12 protein-coding genes are annotated in these 19800 nt (G+C 44.9%); 4 read left to right on the top strand and 8 right to left on the bottom strand.

What is annotated here, in order from left to right; genetic code table 11:
* The first annotated feature begins 75 nt into the window (after positions 1 to 75).
* Positions 76 to 2118 (top strand): T9SS type A sorting domain-containing protein, encoded by a 2043-nt coding sequence (locus H6571_21495; protein ID MCB9326329.1) that lies wholly within the window; start codon positions 76 to 78, stop codon positions 2116 to 2118.
* A gap of 211 nt (positions 2119 to 2329) precedes the next feature.
* Here H6571_21495 and H6571_21490 read toward each other — a convergent pair whose 3' ends face one another.
* Positions 2330 to 5374 (bottom strand): PD40 domain-containing protein, encoded by a 3045-nt coding sequence (locus H6571_21490; GenBank protein MCB9326328.1) that lies wholly within the window; start codon positions 5372 to 5374, stop codon positions 2330 to 2332.
* 430 nt (positions 5375 to 5804) lie between these two features.
* Between H6571_21490 and H6571_21485 the strand changes: the two genes are divergently transcribed.
* Positions 5805 to 7661 carry a tetratricopeptide repeat protein gene (locus tag H6571_21485; GenBank protein MCB9326327.1) on the top strand — a complete coding sequence of 619 codons (1857 nt, stop codon included), beginning with the start codon at positions 5805 to 5807 and terminating at the stop codon, positions 7659 to 7661.
* Positions 7662 to 7859: 198 nt separating this feature from the next.
* Here the strand turns inward: H6571_21485 and H6571_21480 are convergent, their stop codons facing one another.
* The 7 genes from H6571_21480 to H6571_21450 all read right to left on the bottom strand — a co-directional run bounded on the left by H6571_21480 (position 7860) and on the right by H6571_21450 (position 16177).
* Positions 7860 to 8945, bottom strand: coding sequence for an SH3 domain-containing protein (locus H6571_21480; GenBank protein ID MCB9326326.1), 1086 nt, complete (start codon positions 8943 to 8945; stop codon positions 7860 to 7862).
* 70 nt (positions 8946 to 9015) lie between these two features.
* Positions 9016 to 9882, bottom strand: coding sequence for an RNA polymerase sigma factor RpoD/SigA (locus tag H6571_21475; protein MCB9326325.1), 867 nt, complete (start codon positions 9880 to 9882; stop codon positions 9016 to 9018).
* A 203-nt stretch (positions 9883 to 10085) separates the two neighbouring features.
* Complete coding sequence (locus H6571_21470; protein MCB9326324.1) at positions 10086 to 11810, bottom strand: PorP/SprF family type IX secretion system membrane protein; 1725 nt, start codon at positions 11808 to 11810, stop codon at positions 10086 to 10088.
* Between the two features lie 117 nt (positions 11811 to 11927).
* Complete coding sequence (locus H6571_21465; protein MCB9326323.1) at positions 11928 to 13142, bottom strand: gliding motility-associated C-terminal domain-containing protein; 1215 nt, start codon at positions 13140 to 13142, stop codon at positions 11928 to 11930.
* Positions 13143 to 13169: 27 nt separating this feature from the next.
* Positions 13170 to 14465, bottom strand: coding sequence for a hypothetical protein (locus tag H6571_21460; GenBank protein MCB9326322.1), 1296 nt, complete (start codon positions 14463 to 14465; stop codon positions 13170 to 13172).
* Between the two features lie 1034 nt (positions 14466 to 15499).
* The gene (locus tag H6571_21455; GenBank protein MCB9326321.1) at positions 15500 to 15883 is read right to left on the bottom strand and encodes a hypothetical protein; all 384 of its coding nucleotides are present in this window, start codon (positions 15881 to 15883) and stop codon (positions 15500 to 15502) included.
* A gap of 54 nt (positions 15884 to 15937) precedes the next feature.
* Positions 15938 to 16177, bottom strand: coding sequence for a hypothetical protein (locus H6571_21450; protein MCB9326320.1), 240 nt, complete (start codon positions 16175 to 16177; stop codon positions 15938 to 15940).
* Positions 16178 to 16396: 219 nt separating this feature from the next.
* On the opposite strand from H6571_21450, the gene H6571_21445 reads away from it, so the two are divergent.
* Both H6571_21445 and H6571_21440 read left to right on the top strand, forming a co-directional pair.
* Positions 16397 to 19060 (top strand): S8 family serine peptidase, encoded by a 2664-nt coding sequence (locus H6571_21445; GenBank protein ID MCB9326319.1) that lies wholly within the window; start codon positions 16397 to 16399, stop codon positions 19058 to 19060.
* A 94-nt stretch (positions 19061 to 19154) separates the two neighbouring features.
* Positions 19155 to 19709: a thioredoxin family protein gene (locus H6571_21440; protein MCB9326318.1), complete on the top strand. Its 555-nt coding sequence runs from the start codon at positions 19155 to 19157 to the stop codon at positions 19707 to 19709.
* The last annotated feature ends 91 nt before the right edge of the window (positions 19710 to 19800 follow it).

The raw sequence follows: 19800 nt of genomic DNA, 5'->3' as shown, positions 1-19800 counted from the left end.
TATGGTTAGGGTTTTTAATTCCAAAACAATAATATATTTATCCCTTGTTTTTTAATCATAAAAATTTTTACTAGTATGAAAAGACTGTTACCAGTATTGATCTTGTTGATGATTGCCGGAGTGATGACTGCGCAATCTGAGTTGGCGAGAAAAGCGCAAATGCGCTTTGGAGAAAAAGCGGATGGGAAATTAAAGGCATTAGCGACAATGCCTGCAGATATTCCGGCTGCTGATCCTGCCTGGCAAATACCCCTAAACAATAATGAAACAGAACAAGAAGTAGGTTACAGATCAGGTGAACCTTATTCTATCAAACTGGGTTCTTCCGCTAACATTTTTTCCGTGGTATCAGGAAGTCCAAACTCACTGACCTACGAACCTGCCCTCGATGCCCTGGTATTTTGTCACCGCCAAAACGCAGGGGAAGCCGGCGGCAGCGGCATCATCAGTTTTGATGTTTCTACCGACGGAGGGGCCACATGGGATTATTCCAATAAGCAGGTTACCCCCGCGCTCGCTAATGGCGAGGGTACAACTTTTGACGGAAATCGTTACCCTAACGGAGCCATTTACAACCCTCCGGGCAATACGGATATTGCCAATGCCAAATTTGTAGGCGTAGGGCCGGCTTTATGGGTCAACCCCGATTATGGCGATAGCTCATGGGGATGGGAATTCGTAACCACCTCTGACCTTGACGGAAATAATGCTACAGAGGATTATTATACCACCATTCCTGATTCGGCAGCTTATCTGCCTTATGGTCTTGTCTCCAATCCTGATGGTTCCCTTTGGTATGCCAACAACAAGAGAGAAGCCAGACCCGGAGCGACAACTTTTGCTGCCCAGTTCTGGAATCCCGGATTGGCCACCAAACTTGCTTTCGACGGCAACAGTTTTACCCGAACAGTAAATGAACTGGATATTGATTATACCGGCGCCATTGACAGTTTTGTGGTCAATCCACGCATTGCTTTTAGCCCTGACGGACAAACCGGATATTATGTGCTCACAGGCATTGACGCTGATGATGACGAAATCTATCCAAGTGTGAAACCCATCATCTGGAAAACAACGGACGGAGGAGATACCTGGGTAAAACAACCACGTGTGCATTACCAGGCCATGGATTCTTTGCTTGAATGGACCATTCCTATTGACGGAGATGGAGACGGTCAGGCAGATTCACTTGCCCAGGGTTCTCCACAAGTGCCTTATATGAGCCAGTTTGATATAGCCGTTGATGCAGCAGGCAAGCTTCATATCGTGGCCAGTATGTTGAGCAAATCAGATACCAGTGCCGCTCAGTTCGGATTTGTCTGGATAGGTGTATTTACCGTTGAATTGTTCCATTTTACTACCGACGGAGTCGATTGGGATTACAGAAGGGTAGGAGGTTACTACAACACCGACGGGGATGTGGGCACCACCGCTGCCATTGATGAAAGATTGCAGGCCTCACGTTCTGCAGACGGGCAATACATTTTCTTTACGTATGCCTTAACCCATTACGATGATACAGCGACAGACAGACCGAACAGCAACCCTGATATTTTCGGATATGCCTTCCGAACCAGTGATGGGGCAGTTATTAAGGAAAAGAACTTTGGGGTCATTCCGGGTTACGTTTGGGACGATTTCGAGTTTACCGATGCGGCTTTTCAATCTTATCTGCATATGACTTCCCCGGTAGCCATCACCGATGGAGAGAACTGGGATCATGAATTGCCTATCGTTTACAGTGTGCCTTCAGATTTGGGAAATGACCTCGCACCGATCGAATACTGGTATTTTTACGGTGCCGGTTTTGATGAAGGGGAGTTTGACGGAGTCATCCAAGATACAGACGAGCCTTCATTTAATGCTGCGGCTTTAAAAGTATTCCCTAACCCGGCTACCAACGAATGTTGGGTCAATTTTGAATTGCTCGAAGATTCAAAAGTGGCCATTGATCTGTTTGATCTAACCGGTCGCCGCGTGGCTTCTGCCGGGACAATGGATTATTTAGCAGGATCTCAATCAAAAAATATTAAGGTAAATAACCTTCCACAGGGTACTTATCTGGTTCGTTTGCAAACGAACAGCCAGGTGATCACCTCCAAGGTGGTTGTGAAATAGTAAATTTTCAGAAAATCTTTCTGAGGATCAAAAAAGGGGCGGCAAATTTATTTTGCTGCCCCTTCTTTAATGCAGGATCAGGATTTCAGGATTTTAAGATTTGCAGGATTGTTTTTTTGATGTCAAGACCTCCGGCAATCCATCCATCCATCCATCCATCCATCCATCCATCCATCTGCACATCAGCACATCAGCACATCCATCCATCCTCTTACCACCCCGGCAAAAGGTTAAACCCAAAGGTCCATTTGCTATTTTTCATCAGCGGGTAAGCGTAATAAGGCTCCAGGATCATTGCGCCAAACAGGTTGATCCTCACGGAAACCCCGGTAGTGAAAACGGGCACTACATCCAGGTATCCTGAGTCATTTTTTGGTTTAAATTGTTTGTAGTCGGTCCAGGCCATTCCTCCATCAATAAAGAAGTTCAGATCGGTGAAGAAAATCTTTGATTTGATCAGCGCCAGTCTTTCCGGTCCGGAAAACGGAATTCTCACCTCGAAATTAGAGACCAGGAGCTTACTTCCGATCAACTGGTTGAATGATTTATCATTCTGGACGAACAGATCGATGGCTTTGTTGGAATTAAACCCTCGTACGTACCATGGGCTGCCTACATAAAGCGGGTACAGCTCATCACTGTTGCCTCCATACCGACCGTAGTGTAAAACCCTAAAAGCAAAACCTACCGGCTTAAAGAATTTATAAACCCTGAAATCAAGGGTCGGAGCGGTGAAGTGAAATTCGCCCATGTATTGTTCTGCCCCCACGCGGAAGCGATATCCCTGAAGTGGTGCTGTGAGGCCAAAGTAGGAATTGTCTCCAACGAGTGCCGCCCCGGCCGTCCAAAGATTGAAACCGGGGTCTCCTTCCTGCTTGGTTTTATTCTGGAGCACCAGCCGATTATAAATGTCGTAATAATTTTCAAGTTTCACCACTTTGTTGCTGTACCTTGAATAAGAAGTACTGGCCTCCACTCTCAGTGTGGTGGAAAATGGCAACTGGGCAAACAATCCGACCTTATCTTCGAACAGTCGGTTGATCAGATATTGGTATTTAGCCGTTTCAATATAACCGCCGCTGGTGACTTCCAGGTTTTCAAATCCGGTAAACCCTCCGTAAACGCTTCTATAAGGAATGTGCGAGAAAGAGGCTCCCCAATTGATTTTTTTCTGATTGTTCAGGTAGGCGACTACTCCGCCAAAATCAGCGATCTCGCCATTGAGGGCCAGGCTGGTATATAATTGGTTGTTGCCCAGGATGTCGCTAAACAGCATATCCACCCCACCTACGGCACCTGTAGTGGTGCCAAAAGCCTGGCTGGTGCCTACCCCCATTCCGGCTCCTCCTCCGACAAAATCGAGTTTGAAATTAGGTTTGTAGGGTACATTCTCAAGGGCCACTGTTGAGTCGGTAGGAGATCCTTGAAAATGATCCAGTTGCTGATCCACCAGGCTGATTACGGTGGAGTCGATTTTAGGAAGCTGTGCCGCTCCTGTTTCAATTTGTTTAGGATTGACCTCCATGGCCGGCATCTCTTCAGAATCTGTGCGGTAGAGCGTATAGTTGTTCTTAAAATAATGGGTATAGATCAATCTGTTCCGATTACGGGCAATGGTAATCGCCGGAGCATAAGGGGTGATCCCGCTGACGCCGGTGATCAGGTCGGTCAATTGATAAACGGCCCCGGTTTGAGGCACATATTTATAGATATTGCGGTAACCGTCTCTGTTCGACAGGAAAAGGATGTTTCCGGTGGTATCCACCACCGGATTCAGGTTATCAGCGCCGGGGAAAAGATCGAAATATTCAATCACACCGCTGGCCATATCCATCCTTGCGATATTGAGCCTCCAGGGGCCATAGGCGGTTTGGGATCCCATGCTGAGGTAATCTGTGGCAAAAACCAGTTGATCACCGTCAGGGGACCATTCCGGCTGAATCTCTGAATAAGAATCATTGGTCAGTCGGGTAAGTTTTTCAGATTTGAGATCCAGGGCATAGAGGTCGGACTGGCCGTTCTCCATTCCGCTCAACACGATGGTTTTGCCATCGGGCGACCATGTCGGGCTTGAAAAAGCCGGCAATCCTTTTGGGGAAATTTCTCTCAAAGTTTTCCCGGTAAGGGCTTCTTTGATGATGAGAATATTTTGCCCTTTGCTTACCCCGACAAAGGCAAATTCTTTGCTGTTTGGCAACCAGGTTCCGGCGGATTCGTAATAGTTGTAATCGTCGATGTGTCCTTCTTTGAGGGTGCTGGCCAGTTTGTTGAGCAAATTACCCGTTTGGGCATCTGCCACAAAAAGATCCGTGGTAAAAAGGTCTTTTTCAGACATGAAAACCACGTACCGTCCATTGGGGCTCAATGAAGGGGAAATATTCATCTCTCCGGCGTTTTCCTTGCTGATGAGTTTTTTGCCGAAAGGTTTTTCCTCTCCTCCTTTCAGGTATGGGGCATACTGATTTTCAAGGGCTTTTACCCACAGGGCAGAGAGGTTTTTACTTCCCATGCCCAGTTGTTCAACGCAGGCCTTTTCAAAACCGTATTTTGCCACACTTTTAAAAAAAGGGGTTATGATGGTATCGCTTTTCCACCCGGTCAAAAAGGCCCAGAAGGCATGGCCGTATCGATAGGGAAAATATTTTGGGTTGGAAAGGTCCTTAATTTCGGGGATGTCCTTGTTAAGCACGGCATCACGCATCCACATAGCCGTATGGGCATCGTTGCTGCCCAGAGACATATACTCGGCAAGGCCTTCTATCATCCACAGGGGGATGTTACTCAGACTTTGCATGGAGGTGGAATCCCCTTTTAAGATCATGTTGTACTGCCAGGCGTGAACCATCTCGTGCCCCAAAACGTGGTTGGTTTGGGCATTGGACATGGCCAGCGGCAGAATTACCCTGTTTTTCAACCCTTCGGTCACTCCACCGGTACCAGCTCCTATAGAGCCGCTGACGGCATTAGTTTGCTGAAAATCGGCATGATCATTATAAAAAAGAATGGGATTTTTTCCTTTGATGGTATCGTGAAGGATATTTTGGTGCGCCTGGTACCATTGTTCACTCCAAAAGGTCAGATCATTTAGGAGAGTGTCGTTACCAATGTATTCGTAAATCCTGAAGTGCGGACTTTCGTGGACTTTAAAATCTATTTTTTCATAATTAGGCTTATTCTTTCCGAAGTATTGTGCATGAAGGCTGGAAAAGGAAATTGTTGCAAATAAAAGGGATAGAATGAATGTTTTGGTTCTCATAATCATCAGTTTTTTAATCCATAAAAAACGTCAGGGATCAGGGTGTCTATTATGAATCAAACAGGGGCAATAACTTAATTTTTTTTGAATGTTTCGATATAGAATGGAGCCTCCTGTTTTTTAAATATAATGAGGTTAATCGCCTTTTTGTTCAATAGTAAAATGACATTTTGGTCTAAAAAAGTATCAGAGAGGCCTTAATGTTTTCTTAAAATTTTATATTCTGCGGTAAGGTAAGATAATGCGCTTTAATGAAATATTTTACCTCGTTTCCGACAAGGATTGAAAAATATAATTACAAACTCAGCAACATAAGAAAACTTTTAGCATTTTTTTCTATTTTTGTAATCACCTGAAGAATCAGGTGCCTACGCTTTTTATGAAAAAAAAGTATTTACGTATTTTTTTTATAGCCTTATTTTTGGCTTGTTTGAACAGTCTAACACTGCTTCAAGGCCAATCATTGGGCCAAATAACGGATGAGGACCTCGCTAAAATGCCTCAGGATAGTATAAAAATGAGGTTGCTCAGTGATCTCGCCTGGGAAATAAAAGCAAAAGAATCTGCCAAAGCTTTAGAGTATGTAAATGAGGCTCTTGATATTGCCAATAAATTAAATCTGACCAAAGGAAAAGCCGATATCACTCATGACAAAGGCATGGTTTACTGGTATCAGGGCGATTACGAACAAGCCTCAAAGTTCTTTTTTGAAGCCCTTGCCCAACGTGAAAAACTTGGGGACAAACTCGGATTATCGCGCTCCTATAACAACATCGGAAACGTATTTTTTCACCAGGAAGATTATGACCAGGCTAATAAATACTATAGTCTGGGTCTGGATATGAGAAAAGAGCTAAAAGATAGTGTTGGGTTGATATATTCCTATAATAACCTGGCCGATGTGGCCCTCAAAAAACAGGATTTTGATGCCGCCCTGCTGAACTACAAAATCGCTTTACAATACGGTGAAGCTACCGGGCACAAGGGCGGGTTGAGTTTTGTTTTGCAGAATATGGGGTTGCTTTATAAAGAAAAGACTCAAATCGATTCTGCTCTTTATTATTTCAACAGATCATTGCCCCTCGCAGAGGCTATTGAAGACAAGAACAAAGTTTCCTTTTTGCTGAACCAGATCGCAAGGATCGAACTGGACAATCGGGACTTCCAAAAAGCACTGGAGCTTGGAAAGACAAGTTACCTTTTTAGCACAGAGGCCGGGGCGAAGGATAAACTTAGAGATGCCTGTGAAATCTTATCCCTGGCCCATGCCGGGTTGGGCAATTATGAAATGGCTTTCAGCGAAATGCAAAATTTCTACAAACTGGATGAAGAAATTTCGGGAGAAGCCAAGGAAAAAGCAATGCTTGAGATCACTTCCAAATACGAAACGGCGAAAAAAGAAGCAGAGATCCTGAGTCAAAAAACCGCATTGCTGGAAAACGAAAAAAAAGTAAACCGTCTGACCATATTCATTTTCGTGCTTATTTTCCTTACCATCGCTATTGTGGCGCTGGCACTTTTTACCCGTTACCGGTTGCAGTTGAGTAATGCCAAAATGCTGACAGAAAAGAATAAACAGATCGAGGCTCAAAACGAAAAACTAATACGCTCCAACTCAGCCCTTGAACAATTCGCTTACGTCGCTTCTCATGACCTTAAAGAGCCCTTGCGTAATATCAGCTCCTTCTCCTCCCTTTTAAAAAGAAACTTTGAAGACAAGCTGGATGTGACAGGAAAAGATTATATCGACATCATTACCGGGGGCGTTCGTCACATGAGTGCTTTGCTCGAAGATATTCTGGCTTACTCCAGGCTTACCCAAAATACCCTTTCCCGGGATGAGGAGGTCGATATGAACGAGGTGGTAGGTTCTGTAAAGGCCACCCTGGACAAAGTAATCGAAGAAAGACATGTAAACATTACGGCTGATGAGCTTCCCGTGGTCCAATCGAACACCATACAGATGTACCAGTTGTTACAGAACCTGATCAGCAATGGGATAAAATTTAACAATAAGCCTGATCCAAAGATCCACATTGGTTATGTTCGTGAGAATGGCCAACACCATTTTTCTGTCACGGATAATGGTATTGGGATCAATAAGGATTTTGAGAATAAAATATTTCAAATCTTTCAGCGGCTCCATAAAAAGGAAGAATATACCGGCACCGGCATAGGATTGGCTATTTGCGATAAAATCGTGAAACAACACGGTGGCGACATCTGGCTGGAATCTGAGGAGAAAAAAGGTTCAACATTTCATTTCACTCTGTCGGCAAAAAATTAGAAACTGCACCTAATCAATCAAAATTAGCAGACTTTTTGTCAATTTTTTTGTTCTGTTCAAAGTAAGAACTCATAATTTTGAAATATTCCTAAAAAACGCATATCTTGCAAGTCTAAAGTTATTATTATTACTAATAATAACAGTCGGGTGATTTCTAACACGAGCGAAGCAATTAATTTTGACTTCGCTCTGTTTTTATCACTCCTCTCCTGACCTCAAATTCAACACAATATTGAACCTGGCAGGCTCGAGAAACTGGTCCCTTCGTACCTTGAGCGCAATCCGGTCTGAATCATTCAACAAGGCGTAATTTTCCTTTAAGATAGCATTGACTTCTTTGAGAATATTTTCCTGGCTTTCCCAATAGGAAACATCCGCATTGGTTATATCATCCACGATCATTTGTTTGAAACCCAAAACTTCGGGCCCAAAAAAGTCATAGGATTTCCGAAAATGGTCAAGTTTGCCCAGGATGTCATGGTGGATATCCCGGCCTAATAGGCTATTTCCGCCATAGTCCCAGGTCTGGATACTCCATGCGGGGAAAAAGTATTCAATACTATCCACCGGATAGATATGGGTACAGATATCCATAAATTCATCATCATATTTTTCCGTGGTCTTCTTGCTGAGTTTTAAAAACTGTTTAAAATCTGTAAATAAATAGTAACTCGTACCTTCGGCCACCACCTGTGGGACAAAACAAGGGAAGACTTCCTTCAGCCAGAAAAGGTCTGGTAATCCGGATGCATCGCTTAGTTCAAAAGAGGCTTTTTCGAGAATGGTGTTGATTTCATCTCTGAGAGCCTGACCTTCTCGGAATAAGCCTTCCAGGCCTGCATCAAACTGAACGTTTGTTATTTTTTTTTGAAAAGAGATCACCGAATCTCTCATCTCCCTGCCAACCAAAGCGATGAGTCGTTTATCCCATAAACTATCCATAGCCCCCCTAAAGTCAATGCCTGCCGCATAAATCCATCCTTCTATTCCATCAGCTGATTTAACTTTGATCCATGGTTCACAATAAGCCAGGGAATCTATCTGGATCACCTCCAGCTTTTTGCTGACTTCTCCCAGGTCAGAAACCATACTTCCTTTTGCTAAGGTGGCAAGGATTGATCCTTCCTGGGTTGGAGCATTCCTCAACCGCAGATTATCCATGGCCAAAACATATTTTGGTGCTTCAGAATTTTCCTTTCCGTCCTTGCTTCCATTGGCTTGATCGGGTTTACAGGACTGCATACCTATTGTAACTATCAAAAAAAGAATCCAGTATTTTTTCATAAACAGATGGTTAAAATAAAAAAATCCCTTCCTCTTATTCAAGAAGAAGGGATTTAAAAGATGATATTTTTTATCCCAGATAGGATTTTAAACTATTTCGATTGTAAGATTTACGCAACCTTCGTATGGCTCGTTCCTTAATCTGGCGAACGCGCTCCCGGGTAAGTCCGTAAAGATCTCCGATTTCTTCCAGGGTAAGTGATTTTTTACCGTTCAGCCCATAATAAGAAGACAATACTTCCAATTCTCTAGGTGCGAGGATCGACAATCCTTGCTGTACTTCTTCCTTCAGAGACTGATCCATCAACATACCGTCGGGGGACATATCTCCCTCGCTGGACATAACGTCAAGCATAGTTGAATTACCGTCTTCTCCGCTCAAGGGGGCATCCATGCTTAGGTGTCGCCCGTTGCCTTTCAGTACGTTAGAAATTTCCTTCGTCGTCAACCCCAGCACTTCTGCCAATTCTTCATTGGTCGGTTCTCTTTCAAAATCCTGGATGAATTTCACATAAGCTTCATTCACTTTATTGTAGGAACCCACTTTATTCAAAGGTAGTCTTACAATACGTGAATATTCCACAATAGCCTGCAGGATAGACTGCCGGATCCACCAAACGGCATAGGAGATAAATTTAAATCCTTTTGTTTCGTCAAAACGTTTGGCCGCTTTCATCAACCCGACATTTCCCTCATTGATGAGATCACTCAGGGATAACCCGTGATTCTGGTATTGCTTAGCTACAGAAACTACGAAACGAAGGTTTGACTTGGTCAAAATCTCCAGGGCTTCCTGATCACCTTCACGAATGCGTCTGGCCAAATCCGCCTCCTCATCCGGGGTGAGTAAGGGAATTTTCCCGATGTCATTGAGGTACTTGTCTAATGCAAGACTTTCTCTCGAGGTAATTTTATTCGTTATTTTTAGCTGACGCATACTTAGGGATTTTGAGATAACAGATTTTTAAATAGCCTTTAAAATCAAAAATCGATGATTTTTAAAAAGAAAGACCTAAGATATACGTTTTTTTTAAAAAAAATGTTGCCTGCCAAAAAATAAACTTGACTTTTTCATAAAAAAACTATATAGCTTACTACATTATACAACTACAGCTAAAAAAAAGTTTCATAAAACCCGATTTAATCAAAAACAAATTCCAATTCAACTCTTCGGTTGAGCTGACGACCGGATTCATGGTCGTTCGAAGCAAAAGGCCGCGTTTCTCCATAATACTCTACCATCAGTTGTTGTCTGGGTACCCCCTGGTTGATCAGATAAAACATTACAGCTTCTGCACGTCTTTGAGAAACCTCCAGGTTTGATTTTTCAGAACCTTTATTATCGGTATGACCAATAATCCGCAACTGCCAGTCGGCGCGTTCTTTCATCAGCTCGGCCAGCCTGTCGAGATGGGGATATGATTTTCTCCATACCGATGCCTGTCCGGTATCGAAATAAAGATTCCTCATGGCGACCTGGATGACTTCCAGTTCTTTTGTGGAAACGATAGGACATCCTTCATTGGTTGCCGGCCCGAAGGTATTGGGACATTTGTCCATGGCATTGACAATCCCGTCCTTGTCAGTATCCGTGTCCGGACAACCATGACTGACAAAAGAACCAGCCTGGTCGGGACATCTGTCGAACTGATCGACGATCCCGTCACGGTCACGGTCGTCCACGGGGCAACCGTTGTTGCTTTCCACTCCTGCAAGTCCGGGACATTCGTCCACATCATCCCTTATTCCATCAAAATCACGGTCTGCCCAGGGACAACCTTTGTTTTCATAAGGCCCACGAATATCCGGACATTCATCCAGGTCATCCCAGATGCCGTCACCGTCCTGGTCATTGCCTTCTTTTTCTACTCCCTTGTCCGTAAACAGATCTTGCGGACATCCGTTATTTTTTTGAGGGCCGGGTTCCTGCGGACATTTATCGTAACTATCGGCCACGCCATCCCCGTCACTATCCGTAGTTTTGACCAGGCGCAGGGTAAGAGAAAGCTCATGGCTGCCGCCACTGACGTTCCTCAGGGCAGAAGTAGACATATCATAGGAATAGCTGATATCCAACAGTTCCCGGATGGTAAATCCCGCCATGACAGATGCTGCATCCTCCATCCGGTAAGTTCCCCCGATCCAGAACAAATTCAGGAAGGTCATTTTCAAAGAAGCATCGACCTGGGGAGTCGTCACTTCCGTGAGTTTGACCAATACGGAGGGTTCTATCCTAAAACCATTGGTCACGGGAATATCATAACCCGTGTTGAAATAATAATGCCTTTTTAATGAATTGATACCTATCTCCGGATTGCCGAAGCTGATCTTCCGCTCCAGGATCTGGGGAACAGAAAACCCGAGAAAGAAGTCGCCGATCCTCAATTGCACACCGGCATTAAAGTCAGGAAACCAACTTCCGTTCCGGCCGTTGATGATGACATCGTCCATTTCATCTATGACGGAAATGTCGTCTTTCAGGCGCAGGTTGTAAAAACCTCCTGCCACGCCTCCAGAGAGAAAGGATCGTTTTCCAAGCTGTTGGGAATACGACAACAGCAGGGAGCCACCGGTGCGCTTGAGCGCACCGGCTTCGTCCTTGAAAAAATAGCCTCCCAAGCCCAGCGGCAGGGCATTGAGTCGTGAGCGAAAGCTCACCATTTGTGTCACCGGAGCATCTTCAATACCTACCCATTGAGCACGGTATAAAAAATTGAATTGCATGCCGGTTACCTCCCCCGTCACGGCAGGATTGTATCCGAATTCATTGGTGAGGTAGTTTGTAAACAGGGGATATTGTTGGCTCCAAAGGACACCAATTCCCATGGTGATCATTAATATGGATATTAGGTAAATCTTTTTCATGTCGTTTTGATTATAACTTGTTTACCACCGGAAAACCGGTAAATTCATGTAAAATATCTTCATTCAAACCTGTTTCGCCGCAGGTTCCAAGGGTCAATATGTTAGTTAGGCAGGTCATTATCTTACTACACTTATTGCCCCGGTATATTTTGCTCCGCCGGCATCGTTGAGTTTCAAAATAAAATAATAGGTGCCGAAGGGTAGGGGGCTTCCGTCGTTCCCTGTCCCGGACCAGTCGTTGGTATAGGCTTTCTTTTCAAAAATCTGCCTGCCCCAACGATCAAAAATAACCAGCTCATTTTGCGGAAAATTTTGAAGGCCTTCCACGACCCAATATTCATTTTGGCCATCGCCATTGGGCGTAATGACGTCATAAAATTCCAAGGCCTCGCAGGCCACCTGAACCACCACGGGTTCAATGTGCTGGCAATTATTCTCATCGGTGAGGGTAAGGATGTAAATGCCGGCACTTAACTGGGATAAGGTTTCAGACGAGGCTCCTCCCGGCCAGCTGTAGGCATAAGGCGAAGTGCCCCCGGTGACCGCCACATCGATGGCGCCGTCCTGGTTGCCGTGGCAGCTTTCGTCGATAATTTCAAAGGTTGCCTGTAAACTATCCGCCGGTCCGAAAATTTGAGCTTCATCCTCCATAACACAATTGTTGATATCAGTAATGGTATAAGCGTAATTTCCGGGATAGAGGTTATCCAGTGTAGTTCCGGAAGCTCCATTTGACCATGTCGTCTGATAAGGCTCGGTTCCTCCTTCAATCAATAAATTGATGCTGCCGTCAGCATCTTCAAGGCACAAAAGATCCATCGTAACCACTTCAGCCTGGAGAGGGGTATGAATAACGTTCAGGTTTAAACTTGCAGCATTCACACACTCGCCTGTAGTCACGGTTAGTGTAATGGTTTTGAATCCGGCCGACAGGTAAGTCACATCCTGTGGATGTTGAACCATCGCCGAATCCGGGATAGAACCTAGGCCGAATTGCCAGTTGAAAGTCGTCTCTGCACGGGGATCATCCAGGTAAAAAAACTGGTAAGGGCCCCCGCAAACTTCCTGTCCCTGGAGATCAATGGCAAAAGCCGCTTTGGGGGCCGTTGCGCAGGAGGAAGGTTGCTGAAACCCTTGTCGCAGGTAATTTTGGGCGGTGAAAATTGTCCCTGCATTCGGGGGCTGCCCAACCGTACTCCGAATCCTTGCGGAACCTGCAGTCTCGGAGGCTCCTATGCTGCAAATCACGCTTCGGCGCACCGACTGCCCCGAGGCCAGATGGCTCATCCCTGAAACGGCAATTATGATTAGAAAAGTAAATATTTTATTCATAAAAATGTTTGAGATCGTTCAACAATATTATCCGCCGAGATAACCGGTTAGGATCATTTCTTCACTTCCGGTATTTTTGATTTGTATCCCTCCCGGAATAACGATAGCTTCAATTTCGGTACTGAAAAAGTCGATGGCAATATTGTTCAATGCCAGGAAGTTATTGCCATCCAGGCCGCTTTTGATCACCAGGTAACTTCCTGTTGGGATCGTATAAGTACTGCCTCCATTGGGGAGCAGTACCAATACCACGGGGCTAATCGCATAAGTTTCGTCTGCCAGAAATCCTATACAGTGACAGTTGTCGATCATTGAGTTGGGCGGTAACATAGGAAGGTGTGGACGGGTGATGTGATTCCCGAATCCGCTACCCACTCCGGGAAGTCTGATCAAATCTTCTCCGGCCACCATATAAAAAACCTTATCCGCCGGTACGGTATATTGATCGGGAATGAAAATGAAATTTTCGCCTCCGGGATACCCCTGAGGAAAATTCAGGGTAGCCCCGGGAAGATTAAAAATGCTGCTGCTGGAAAGCGTAATAAAATTGCCCTCCGAAATGCTCAGCGTATCCCCTGAAAAAGTAAGGGATTGAATTTCATTGGTCGGGTCCGGATCCTGATCGTTGATGGCGATATAAGCCGCCTGGGCGAATGCAGCGCTTTGGGCATTTATGGCATTCGTGGCATTGGTCGCCGCAAATGCATTCTGCGCAAATGCAGCATTCTGCGCAAATTGAGCCGTATCAGCAGTAAGGGCATGGCTGGCAATGCCGGTAACTCCCGAACTGTCAGCATAATGGGCTGTCAAAGCGGACTGACTAACGCCGGCACTGTCTGCATAAGTAGCCTGAATGGCCGTTTGGCTCACCGCTGCGCTATCGGCAAAGGTGGCTGTAATGGCCTTTTCTGACTGATCAGCATATAATGAAAAAGGGACACTTAGCAATTGATTGGTTCCCACGGTCACAAAGGAACTGCCTCCCGTAACATCCATTTCAATTCTCAGAAAAAAAGGACCGTTGCTCCAGTTGATATCAGCAAACTGGCTGACGGCTCCTCCGTTGGGATTGCCCTCCCCAATATTAATGGTGAACAATCCGAATAGGTCAGTGGTCACATAATGAAGTTCTTCCCATTCCACCGTTCCGGTAATGGATCCCCTGAGGATCACAGCCTTGAGGGCAATGTCCTGCTCGGTCAATTCATCCCCATTGACATCAGTAGCCACCGCCTGGTAACTGAAAGACTGGGGACTTTGTGCCATCAATACAACGGACAGGAATAGTCCAAAAAATAATAATACAGGTTTTAAGTAATTCATTGCTCAATGATTCTTTTGGTAAAATAATAATGCACAAGGCCATACCGACAGGTATGCCCTGAAACCGAAAAAGGATGTAGATAGCTTAATCTCAAAGGTTGCGGAATAAAGCCAAATACCCGGGAGTATAGCTTTTCCGAATAAAACTGAGGTGAAATCAGATTTTAATCCCTTTGAACAATGAAATTGGAGGATGAATTTTCCTCATCTTAGATAAGTTGCCAAAACGGAATAAGGCCTTAAAGATAACAGGCCAAGGCATAAAGCCAAGGCAAAACCTTTGTTCCAAATTAATCGGTATTTGGCAAAAAAAGACAGACTTGTGTTTTCAATGGCGCAAATGTACGGTATTTTTCAATGCGTGTCCAGTCCCCTGGAAAAAAAATACCTTTAATGGGGTGTTTTTTGTGCGTCAGGCTCAAGGTGACATCTTCGTGCAGGGCTTGAGGGGCGAGATGACACCTTTTGCTCTCTCACTTTGCCTACCCGGCGAAGATGTCACCTCGTTTGTAGTTCAAGGTGAGATCTTCGTGCAGGGCATGTGCCGGGCTTAAAGGTGTCATCTTGATTCATTGTAGGAACGAGATAACACCTTTTGCTTTCCCGCTTTGCCTACCCGGCGAAGAAGTCACCTCGTTTGTAGTTCAAGGTGAGATCTTCGTGCAGGGCTTGTGCAGGGGCTTAAAGGTGTCATCTTGATTCATTGTAGGAACGAGATAACACCTTTTACTTTCCCGCTCCAGCTACCCGGCGAAGAGGTCACCTCGTTTGTAGTTCAAGGTGAGATCTTCGTGTAGGGCATGTGCTGGGCTTAAAGGTGTCATCTTGCTTCATTGTAGGAACGAGATAACACCTTTTGCTTTCCCGCTCCAGCTACCCGGCGAAGATGTCACCTCGTTTGTAGTTCAAGGTGACATCTTCGTGCAGGGCTTGTGCAGGGGCTTAAAGGTGTCATCTTGATTCATTGTAGGAACGAGATAACACCTTTTGCTTTCCCGCTCCAGCTACCCGGCGAAGAGGTCACCTCGCTTTTGTTATTCAAAAAAATATTCTATGTCGTCTTTATCATTTTCAAATGCCTCCCGGTGGTACTTGATAAATCCATCCCTTCCATCAAACCATTGCAAAACTTCTGTTCTTGCCAGTCTGGTAGGTTCTTCCGACAGTAAAATTTGATAGGAACTCCATGGGTAGGTAAAAAACTCTTTCCTTGTTTTATGCTTTACCGGATTGGCATGAATATAATAGACACCATGCAACAGATGCCCGTCGTTTTCGATCTCGACACGTTTAAAGGGGCGGGTAAAAAGGTTGCCATTCCTTTTATGTCTCTTATTAAAATACATGGCATAAGAAGTAAAGAATCTTATAAATTGACCTTCCAATAAACCATCGGTTGTTCGGGTTTCTATGGGCATTTCCAGGAATTTTTTTTGAGCTTCTTTCCTGGTATTTGCTGGAAAACTTTTAACCTAATCAGTTAAGGTTTCCACACTTTTTATCCTGACAAGCATATGAAAGTGAGTTCCCATTAAACAATAGGCAAAAATATCCAGGTAGGGATAAATAAACCTGTTCAACCGGTTCAAAAAGGAACTTCGGTCATAATCATCTAGGAAGAGTAATTCCTTATTATTGGTCCGGTTGTAAACATGGTAATATTTTCCGGCATGCAAAGGCGCAAAAAAATTAATAGAAGATTTTGTTTTCATTGGATTGGTTTTTTACGGCAACGGTTATTTGTGAAGAATAGTTCCATTTGAGGGGCGAGATGACACCTTTTGCTTTCCCGCTTTGCCTACCCGGCGAAGATGTCACCTCGTTGCTCTGCTGACCGACACTTCTCATTTTTTAAGCAGCAAAATTTACCATTTTAAATATTAAACAATAATTTGCAATTTCGTTCTCTCGTTAAAAACAAAATTGATAGTATGAACAAACAGAATTTAGCAACGCTGCTCTTCCTCTGCCTTTCTTTTTTCCCTCTTTTTTCCCAACAACTCGATCGCATCCAGGGGGAAGTACTCGTTATGTTTGAGTCGGAAACCGATGTCAGGGCGTGGGCTGTTCAGTTCAACACTTTTAAAGGAGAAAAGTCAGATTTTAAGGTCAATGGAATCGTTTCCAAACCCATGAATATCTGGTCTTTTACTTTTGATCACAATACGATCAACGAATACAATATCCTCGACGCGATAAAAAGGACCCCTGAAGTCAAACTGGCCCAGTTTAACCACCTCATTGAGATGAGGTCGACTGTTCCTAACGATACCCAGTTTAATAACCAGTGGCAATACATCAATACAGGGCAGGGGGGCGGACTGCCCGGTGCGGATATTGATGCCGACCTGGCCTGGGATATTACCACCGGAGGGCTTACTGCTTTTGGCGATACCATCGTCGTGTGTGTGATTGATGGGGGAATAGACCTTACCCACCAGGATTTTGAAGACAATATTTGGATAAATTACCAGGAAATACCCGATAATGATATCGACGATGATGGAAACGGTTACGTTGATGATTACCGGGGGTGGAATCCGGCAGCCGGGAATGATGATATAGCCGGTACCAGTCATGGGACCTCCGTAGCCGGTATTGTAGGGGCCAAAGGAAATAACGGGTTAGGAGTTACCGGCGTAAGCTGGGACGTTAAAATGATGGTCGTGCGAAACAGCTCAACCGCTGAATCCAATGTACTGGCTGCCTATTCCTATCCCCTCATTCAAAGGAGGTTATACAATGAAACCAATGGCCAAAAAGGTGCTTTTGTCGTAGCTACCAACGCTTCCTGGGGCGCCAATTTCGGACAACCTGAAGACGCTCCGCTTTGGTGTGCCATGTACGACACCCTCGGCCATGAAGGTATCCTCAACTGTGGGGCCACCGCCAACCTGGAAGTCAATGTCGATGAGATGGGGGATCTGCCCACCTCCTGTACCAGTGATTTTCTCATTGCAGTGACCAATATGAATCGTTTCGACGAAAAGGTAACTGCTGCCGGTTATGGACTGAATTCTATAGACCTGGGCGCTTTTGGTACCGATACCTGGACCACATCCATCGGTAATTCCTACAATGCCTTCGGGGGAACCTCCGGGGCCACTCCTCATGTCAGTGGAACCATCGGATTGCTGTATTCCGTACCCTGTGATGGCTTTATCTCCCTCGCCAAAGCAGCCCCGGCGGCGGCGGCATTACTCATGAAACAGGTCATCCTCGACGGCACGGACCCCAATGAATCCCTCAATGGCATAACCGTTACGGGCGGCAGGCTCAACGTTAACAACAGTCTCTTGTTGCTCATGGAAAACTGTAGCGGCTGCTTTCCTCCCGTTACCTTGTCAGCCAATAATATTGGCATCTCCAATGCCAATATCAACTGGGCACAATCGGATAGTATTTTAAGGGTTGATGCGCGGTGGAAAAAGACAGATGAAGTAATATGGACAGAAGCGTCAGAGGTGAGTATTCCCCTGGCCTTAGCAGCACTGGAACTTTGTACAGATTATGAAATCCAGTTGAAAGGGTTTTGTCAGTCGGATACCCTCGAATATACTCCTAGTTTCGTCTTCCGGACAGGAGGATGTTGCGAACCTCCCACCGTGATCGAAATTTCCGAAATCACAGAAAGCACTGTTTCCCTGGTTTGGAACGAGGTCCTTACCGCTACCGGTTACATTATCGAATACAGGAAGCCCGGAGGGGACACCTGGTTTTCATCCCAGGCTTTTAATAATGGGATCGTGCTTACCGGGCTGGAAAATTGTACCGAGTACGAGTACAGGATTCGCACCCATTGTAGTTCAGATGGGGAAAACGGTGAGATCCGGACCTTCATGACCTCCGGTTGCGGCGAGTGTGCAGATACTCCTTATTGTATTCCCGAGGACCTGAATGGAAGCAGTGAATGGATCGCTTATTTTTCTCTCGGAAACCTGGAAAACACTTCCGGCAATAACGAAAGTTATGGGAATTATACCCTCCTGGAATCTACTGAATTAAAACAGGGCCAATCATATGAAATGAGTATCACCCCTGCCTACAGTGGTTTTGCATATAGTGAGGATGCTCATATTTATATAGATTATGATCACGATGGAGAATTTGAAGAAGACGAACTCTTCTACGAAACGGAACAGACGTTCAACAGTAATTTTAGTACCACGGTAGTAATACCTCTTGATGCACCTGCCGGACTTACAAGAATGCGGATCGTTATGCAATTTCAGTCGGTGGATGGCCCCTGTCCTGGTGGATTCCAGGAATACGGAGAGGTCGAAGACTATTGTATCATCATCACGCTGCCCGATGCTGTTGAAGATATAAAACCTTTGAATCACTGGGAGGTAGTGCCCAATCCTTTTTCTGACCATATAAGTCTGAAGATGGATTTTAAAACGCCTATTGAATTTTTTACCATTAAAGTTCATGATTCAACGGGAAGGGAACTTTACAGGAAAGTGCAGGGACAAACAGGCGCAGGGCAGCAATTTTTTGAACTTGATCTTGAACAATTACCCCCCGGACTTTATTTTATAAGTATTCATGACGGAGCAGGAAATAATGCTGTAAAAAAAGTAGTGAAGCTTTAGGTGGATTTGAGGTTCAATCAATATAGTGAATTACGTTGATTTTTACCATGAGAACATCTTGTCTTCAACAATAACAAATAAACAAAAACAGAAAATGTCTTATATCGAATCTAATATGTTGCCTCTGGGCACCAAAGCACCAGATTTTAAACTCCCGGATACCGTTTCAGGCAAAGACGTAAGCCTGGAGGACGTCAGGTCTGACAAGGCGACTTTGATCATGTTTTTATGCAACCATTGCCCCTACGTCATACATGTCAATGAGGAGATCGTCAGGATCGTAAAGGAATACAAGGCCAAGGGAGTAGGTTTCGTAGGGATCAGCTCCAATAATGCCGAAAAATATCCTCAGGACGGCCCCGAAAAAATGGCGGTTCACGCCAGGGCGGTGGGGTATGATTTCCCCTATTTATATGACGAGAGCCAGGAAGTGGCCAAATCCTATGACGCGGCCTGCACGCCTGATTTTTATGTTTTTGATGGCGACCTGAAACTTGTTTATCGCGGGAGGATTGACGGTTCCCGCCCGGGAAATGATGTGCTTTTGAACGGAGCAGACCTGAGGGCGGCACTCGATGCAGTACTTTCAGGCACACCGGTTACCGCAAAACAATACCCCAGCGGCGGCTGTAATATTAAGTGGAAGTAGAGGGAATTCTTATTCTGAGTCAATATTTATGTTACGAGTTTCATGTCCATGATTAATGAACATGAAACCCGTAACATACTGACTGACATCT

It is taken from the genome of Lewinellaceae bacterium, assembly GCA_020636105.1.
In the GTDB taxonomy this organism is placed as follows: domain Bacteria; phylum Bacteroidota; class Bacteroidia; order Chitinophagales; family Saprospiraceae; genus BCD1.
This window is presented reverse-complemented; position numbering and strand designations above follow the sequence as displayed.